Source organism: Flavobacterium sp. (assembly GCF_025352015.1).
Classification (GTDB): Bacteria; Bacteroidota; Bacteroidia; order Flavobacteriales; family Flavobacteriaceae; genus Flavobacterium.
In genome coordinates this window covers 1-6,095 of record NZ_JANXUG010000060.1, presented here as the reverse complement: position 1 = coordinate 6,095, position 6,095 = coordinate 1, and the positions used below count along the sequence as shown (strand labels likewise).

At 35.2% G+C, this 6,095-nt stretch carries 6 protein-coding genes; 3 read left to right on the top strand and 3 right to left on the bottom strand.

Translation table 11 applies throughout. From position 1 onward, the window contains the following. Positions 1-315: 315 nt before the first annotated feature. The 3 genes from Q0Q96_RS06070 to Q0Q96_RS06060 all read right to left on the bottom strand — a co-directional run bounded on the left by Q0Q96_RS06070 (position 316) and on the right by Q0Q96_RS06060 (position 3,449). Positions 316-714, bottom strand: coding sequence for a hypothetical protein (locus Q0Q96_RS06070; protein WP_293872343.1), 399 nt, complete (start codon positions 712-714; stop codon positions 316-318). A 1-nt stretch (position 715) separates the two neighbouring features. Next, positions 716-1,516 carry an HTH domain-containing protein gene (locus Q0Q96_RS06065; protein ID WP_293872342.1) on the bottom strand — a complete coding sequence of 267 codons (801 nt, stop codon included), beginning with the start codon at positions 1,514-1,516 and terminating at the stop codon, positions 716-718. Between the two features lie 304 nt (positions 1,517-1,820). Next, on the bottom strand, positions 1,821-3,449 hold the full coding sequence (locus tag Q0Q96_RS06060) for a carboxyl transferase domain-containing protein (RefSeq protein ID WP_293872341.1): 1,629 nt from the start codon (positions 3,447-3,449) through the stop codon (positions 1,821-1,823). A 174-nt stretch (positions 3,450-3,623) separates the two neighbouring features. On the opposite strand from Q0Q96_RS06060, the gene Q0Q96_RS06055 reads away from it, so the two are divergent. From Q0Q96_RS06055 to Q0Q96_RS06045, 3 genes are all read left to right on the top strand, one after another. Continuing rightward, positions 3,624-4,265, top strand: a complete 642-nt coding sequence (locus Q0Q96_RS06055; RefSeq protein WP_293872340.1) for a DUF47 family protein — start codon at positions 3,624-3,626, stop codon at positions 4,263-4,265. A 20-nt stretch (positions 4,266-4,285) separates the two neighbouring features. Beyond that, positions 4,286-5,641, top strand: a complete 1,356-nt coding sequence (locus Q0Q96_RS06050) for an inorganic phosphate transporter (RefSeq protein ID WP_293872339.1) — start codon at positions 4,286-4,288, stop codon at positions 5,639-5,641. A gap of 218 nt (positions 5,642-5,859) precedes the next feature. Next, positions 5,860-6,095, top strand: a 236-nt coding sequence (locus Q0Q96_RS06045; protein WP_293872338.1) for a hypothetical protein, incomplete at its 3' end; no start/stop codon positions are given.

Below are 6,095 nucleotides of genomic sequence, written 5' to 3'. Positions count from 1 at the left end.
AAAAAGTTTGTGTTGGAAAGTTACTTTTTGATAGCCGTTTTTTCGGCTGGCTTGATTTGTTGATGTTTCCATAGAATACTAAAAGTGTTTAATTTTTAGTCAACCTATTTTAGGACGATTCATGGGTTTATTCACAACCTGACGTTCTGCGGCTTCACGAAGTGGCGAACTTCGGAACACTAAACTGTCTATACGCACAATGTTTATTAGTTGCACAACTGTTTATATTCGCACGTCCCCCGCCATTTTTTTTAGGTGCTGTTAGCGGTTCGGTTTTTTAGTTCTATCTGTCTTTCGTTTCAAAATGATTTCTATTTAGTCCGTTGTATTTGCCACAAAAGTTAAAAAAGCAAGGAATAAAAATACTCCTGGAATGAAGAAAAGGGAATAAAAAATTACTTTCCAGATTAAAGACATTGTAGCCAAGTCTACGTTGACTCCACAAAGATGTGCTATTATCCCGAAGATAATTATTTCAATTAGAAAAATTGCTACGGCAAACACTACTAACATCAGAATTCGTAGCATTGGAGGCATAGGTTCTTTTTCAATGTTTTCTTTTTGTTGTTCTTCTGTTTTTGATTCTACTTTTTCGGATGTTTTATCAATTTTATTTTTTGTTTTCTTTTTAGAAAACATACCGTAGAATTGAGGAAATAGTCCAAGAACAGCAACAATTAATGCCCCTAATGCTATTAAATTCGATGTGTCCATTTTATAATTTGTCTGTCAATTCTTGTATAAGTTGTTGTTTCAATTTCTTTTTAATTTCTGGTGCTTCCATTTGTAAATATTCAAGTCCGACAAATGAATTTCCTTGTTTTCTGTTTTGTCTTGGTTCAATACTTTCAATGAGAATAGCCTCTAAAATGTCACCCAAATTTTGAATTGTAAAATCCTTGAATTTTACGTTTAAATTTAGTTTTGCGTCTTCCGTTACTGGGTAAAAACCAAACCAACTAAATCTGTCCCAACGTCCAGCAAGTCTGTCTGTGGTGTGGTCTTTTAGTCTTTTACCAAGTGGTTGTTCAATCGCTTGTCCAACGTAAACAGTTTCTCTGCTGTCGTGTAATAAATAAATTCCGATTTGGTCTTTAAAATTTACTTCGGTCGCACCGATTTGTTGAATGCCTAACAAGTCCGGTTGTGATTTCCAGTGAACAAGATTTCTGTTCCAATAAATTCCGAAAGCATTTATTATTTTGTGAGTGTCTTTCGTTACAATTTTGTCGTTTACAATTTCAGGTTCGCTTTCGTCTGTGTCGTTGTCGTCTGTTTGATTTAAATACTTGCGTAAAATGTAATAGCCTTTAGCTGTTTTCGCAAAGATTGATTTTTCTTTCTTCGTGTTAATGTCAGTTGTCAAGTTTGCACTTACTGTGTCTTGAGGTGTCGCACCAAGTGCTTTTCTGTAACCTCTTTCAGCAATAAGTTCGGCAATTTCTGTATAATGAAGTTGCTTTTTTTCTTCATTCAATACTTTTTCAATTGCTTCTTTCCATTTTAAATCTGCCATATTTTCTATCTATTAATGTTGTTTATGTGTGTCGTCCTAAACTGACGCACAACTTACTTATAGGCGAAACAAACGTTCGTATATACACCCAAAATTGGGTAGATTGGCGAAGGTTTGTTTCGCATTATATATTTCAAGTGTAATATTTTTATTCTTACAAATCGTCAAAAGGGCTTTATATTTGTTGAATCCATTTTGTAATTACTTGCTTGTAAACGCAATGCGTTTAGCTCTAAAAGTTTAAACACTATTTGGGGGCATTGTTATGATGGGGCTTTTTTACAAATCTAAAAAATCTAAAATTCTAAACCTGAATCACACCCAGATTAAATTTCTTTTCAATAGGCGCATGATTGGCAGCTTCAATCCCCATAGAAATCCAGGTTCGAGTTTCCAGCGGGTCGATAATAGCGTCAGTCCATAATCTTGCCGCTGCATAGTACGGGGAGACTTGCGCGTCGTAACGTGTTTTTATTTTATCAAACAGTTCTTGTTCTACTTTTTCGTTTACGGTTTCGCCTTTTGCTTTTAATGAGGAGGCTTCTATTTGTGCTAGTACTTTTGCAGCTTGCGTTCCGCCCATAACAGCGAGTTCTGCACTAGGCCAAGCCACTATTAATCTTGGGTCATACGCTTTTCCGCACATGGCATAATTTCCTGCGCCATAGGAATTACCTACAATTACAGTAAATTTTGGCACCACCGAATTGGAAACCGCATTCACCATCTTGGCACCATCTTTAATAATTCCTCCATGTTCTGATTTTGAACCTACCATAAATCCGGTTACGTCTTGCACAAAAACCAAAGGGATTTTCTTTTGGTTGCAATTGGCAATAAAACGTGTGGCTTTATCAGCAGAATCAGAATAAATTACACCACCAAACTGGATTTCTCCCTTTTTGGTTTTAGAAACTATTCTTTGATTTGCTACGATTCCGACCGCCCAACCGTCGATTCTGGCATAGCTGGTAATGATTGATTTTCCGTAATCTTCTTTGTACATATCCATTTCTGAATTATCAACAAGTCGTTTGATAATTTCTATCATATCGTATTGTTCTGTTCTTGCTTTGGGTAAAATACCATAAATTTCTTTTTCATCCAAGGCTGGTTTTTGAGGTGTTGCTCTGTTAAAACCTGCTTTTTCGTAATCGCCAATTTTGCCGACAATACTTTTTATTCTATTCAAAGCGTCTGCATCATCTTTAGCTTTATAATCGGTTACACCCGATATTTCGCAGTGCGTTGTTGCGCCACCAAGTGTTTCGTTGTCGATGTTTTCGCCAATGGCTGCTTTAACTAAATAACTTCCTGCCAAGAAAATACTGCCAGTTTTATCTACAATCATTGCTTCATCGCTCATTATCGGAAGATAGGCTCCACCAGCAACACAACTTCCCATCACGGCAGCAATTTGGCTAATTCCCATACTACTCATAATAGCATTGTTTCTAAAAATTCTTCCAAAGTGTTCTTTATCGGGAAAAATTTCATCTTGCAGGGGTAAATAAACTCCGGCAGAATCGACCAAATAAATTATCGGCAACCTATTTTCCATAGCAATTTCTTGCGCACGCAGGTTTTTTTTTCCGGTAATAGGAAACCATGCGCCTGCTTTTACTGTGGCATCATTGGCAACTACGATACATTGTTTACCTTTTATATATCCAACCTTAATAATTACACCGCCCGATGGGCAACCACCGTGTTCCTTGTACATTTCATCGCCTACAAAAGCTCCAATTTCGATATTTTTTGCTTTAGCATCAAGCAAATAATCGATGCGTTCACGAGCCGTCATTTTACCTTCGGCGTGCAATTTTTCGATACGTTTTTCGCCGCCACCAATTTTTACTTTGGCGAAGCGTTGTTTTAAATCGGAAAGTAAAAGTTTGTTGTGATCCTCGTTTTTATTGAAGTTGATATCCATTATAAAATATACTTTTTATTTTGTGATTGCGTGCTAAAATACGAAAACGTTTTTAATAAGATAATTTCCGTTTATTTGAATTTGTAAATGAATAAGAAAATGACATATTTTTGATGAGTTAATATTCACTTAACATTAGAAAAATACATTTGTCTCAAATAAATAGAAAAAGTAATGACTCTTAACAATATTTTCCAGTTTTTAGTTCCTAAAGATAAAAAGTTTTTTCCGCTTTTTGATCAAGCATCTTATAATCTTACGCTGTTGGCCGAAACACTTCATGAAGCAGTTAATGTTCCAAAAAATGAAAGAGAGGAATACTTTAGAAAAATTGAAGAACTAGAGGCAGAAATTGAGGAGATTACCCATAAAACGCACTTAGAATTGAGTAAAAATTTTATTACCCCTTTTGATAGAGAAGACATTCATTCGTTAATAAAAGCTATAGATAACGTTGCCGATAATATGCATGGCGCAGCAAGCAGAATGCGTTTATATCAGGTCGAAAAAATCACAAAATCTATACGTAAGTTAACAGAAATTAATTTAGAAGCCTGTCAATTAATTGGCATTGGCATCAAAGAATTGAAAGTAATGAATCACAAAGCGATAAAAGAAACCTGTAAAAAAATTAATAAGCTGGAGAGCAAAGCCGATTCGGTTTTTGATAAAGCAGTGGCAGATATTTTTGAAAATGAGGTAGATGCAAAAAACATTATTAAGTACAAAGAAGTACTTTCTGCCCTTGAAATGGCATCGGATAAATGTAAAAGTGTTTCCAACGTAATGGAACAAATTTCAGTTAAACACTCATAAAAGCAATCCATTAGGAAATTATGACATTACTAATTGTAATTATAGTCCTGGCTTTAGTCTTTGATTATATAAATGGTTTTCATGATGCGGCAAATTCGATAGCCACTATTGTTGCAACAAAAGTGTTGACGCCTTTTCAGGCTGTACTTTGGGCAGCATTTTTCAATTTTCTAGCGTATTGGGTTTTTGGGTTTGGAGTAGCCGATACGGTTGCGAAAACCGCAAAAACAGACAGTATAAATTTAACAGTAATATTATCAGGAGTTATTGCTGCTATTATTTGGAATTTAATTACATGGTGGAAAGGAATTCCTTCGTCGTCTTCGCATACCTTAATTGGTGGTTTTGCTGGAGCGGCTATTGCTCATGCGATTTCTGTTCACGGCTTTTCTGATTATTTTGTTGTAGAGGATGGAGTGCAGCTTACAAAACATTGGTACAATATTGTAAATTGGTACAAACCGGGAGAAAACGGAAGCTTGCCTTCGGGAGTTTCGGTAATTATTGCTTTTATTGTTTTGGCTCCGCTATTAGGAATGATAATTTCCTATTTTATATCACTTTGGTTGATGTATTCTTCCCGTAAAAACAGTTTGCCAAAAATTTTGACTGTAGTTTTAATGTTGTTAGTGCTATGGTTTTTATCCAAAGTATTGGTTGGTTATGAGAACATCAAAAAGCCACGATTTGAAAGCCCTTTTTGGAGTGTGATTTGCGAACCATCCAATATTAAGTGGTCGTTAGTGGCGATTATCTTTTACAGTGTTGCACTATTTAATTTAGTATTTAGTAGTTTGTCAACATCAAAGGCTGAAAAAGTATTAAAAAAAATGCAATTACTATCTTCTGCCTCTTTTAGTTTAGGTCACGGTGGTAACGACTCACAAAAGGTTATGGGAATCATTGCCGCAGCTGTTGCCGTTTACTTAAACACACATCCGCATGCCAATATGTCTATGGGTTGGCTGGATTTGAATGTAGTTTTACCATCAGATAAAAACGGTGTAAAAATTGACGGTCAAATGCCTTCATGGATTCCGTTGGCTTGCTACAGTGCCATTGCTTTAGGAACGTTGAGTGGTGGTTGGAAAATTATTAAAACAATGGGTTCTAAAATTACGAAAGTAACCGCATATGAGGGCGTTGTTGCAGAATCGGCAGGTGCGTTAACCTTGTTTATTACAGAACATTTCAAAATTCCAGTATCAACAACACATACTATTACGGGTTCAATTATTGGCGTGGGAGTGACAAAAAGAGTTTCAGCAGTTCGATGGGGAGTTACCGTTAAACTTTTATGGGCTTGGATATTTACCATCCCAGTTTCAGCGCTGATAGCTGCATTAATTTATTACCTATTAAAGTTTTTTATGTAAAAACTAGTAGTAAGACTTTAGGACTTCTTCTTTTTTAGTGGAGTTTTATTTTTCTTTTGATGCTACTTTTCCTTTTTATAGTATGTTGAAACCATTTTGAAAATAGTAAGTTTTTCGTTTAAATGAAAACTTAACATTGGCGAACTGAATTAAACGGTATCTTTGTTATAATAAAATTTACGTTAAATTAATTTTAAGTGTAAACAAAACAAAAAATTATGATTAATAAAAAATCAATTACCGAAGAAGAGCCAAACCTTGAAGATAAAGTTAATGGGGCAACAGAAACTATAGCTGTAATAAAACCAGTAACTCGTACAAGAACCAGAACTGCAAAACCAGCATTAAATGCGGAAGTTAAATCAGAAGCAATTTTAGATGAGCCTATAGTTGTAAGTAAAGGAAAAGTAGCTGCTATGAAAGATTCAGACAAAGAAAAATCTAAAAAAGAGAA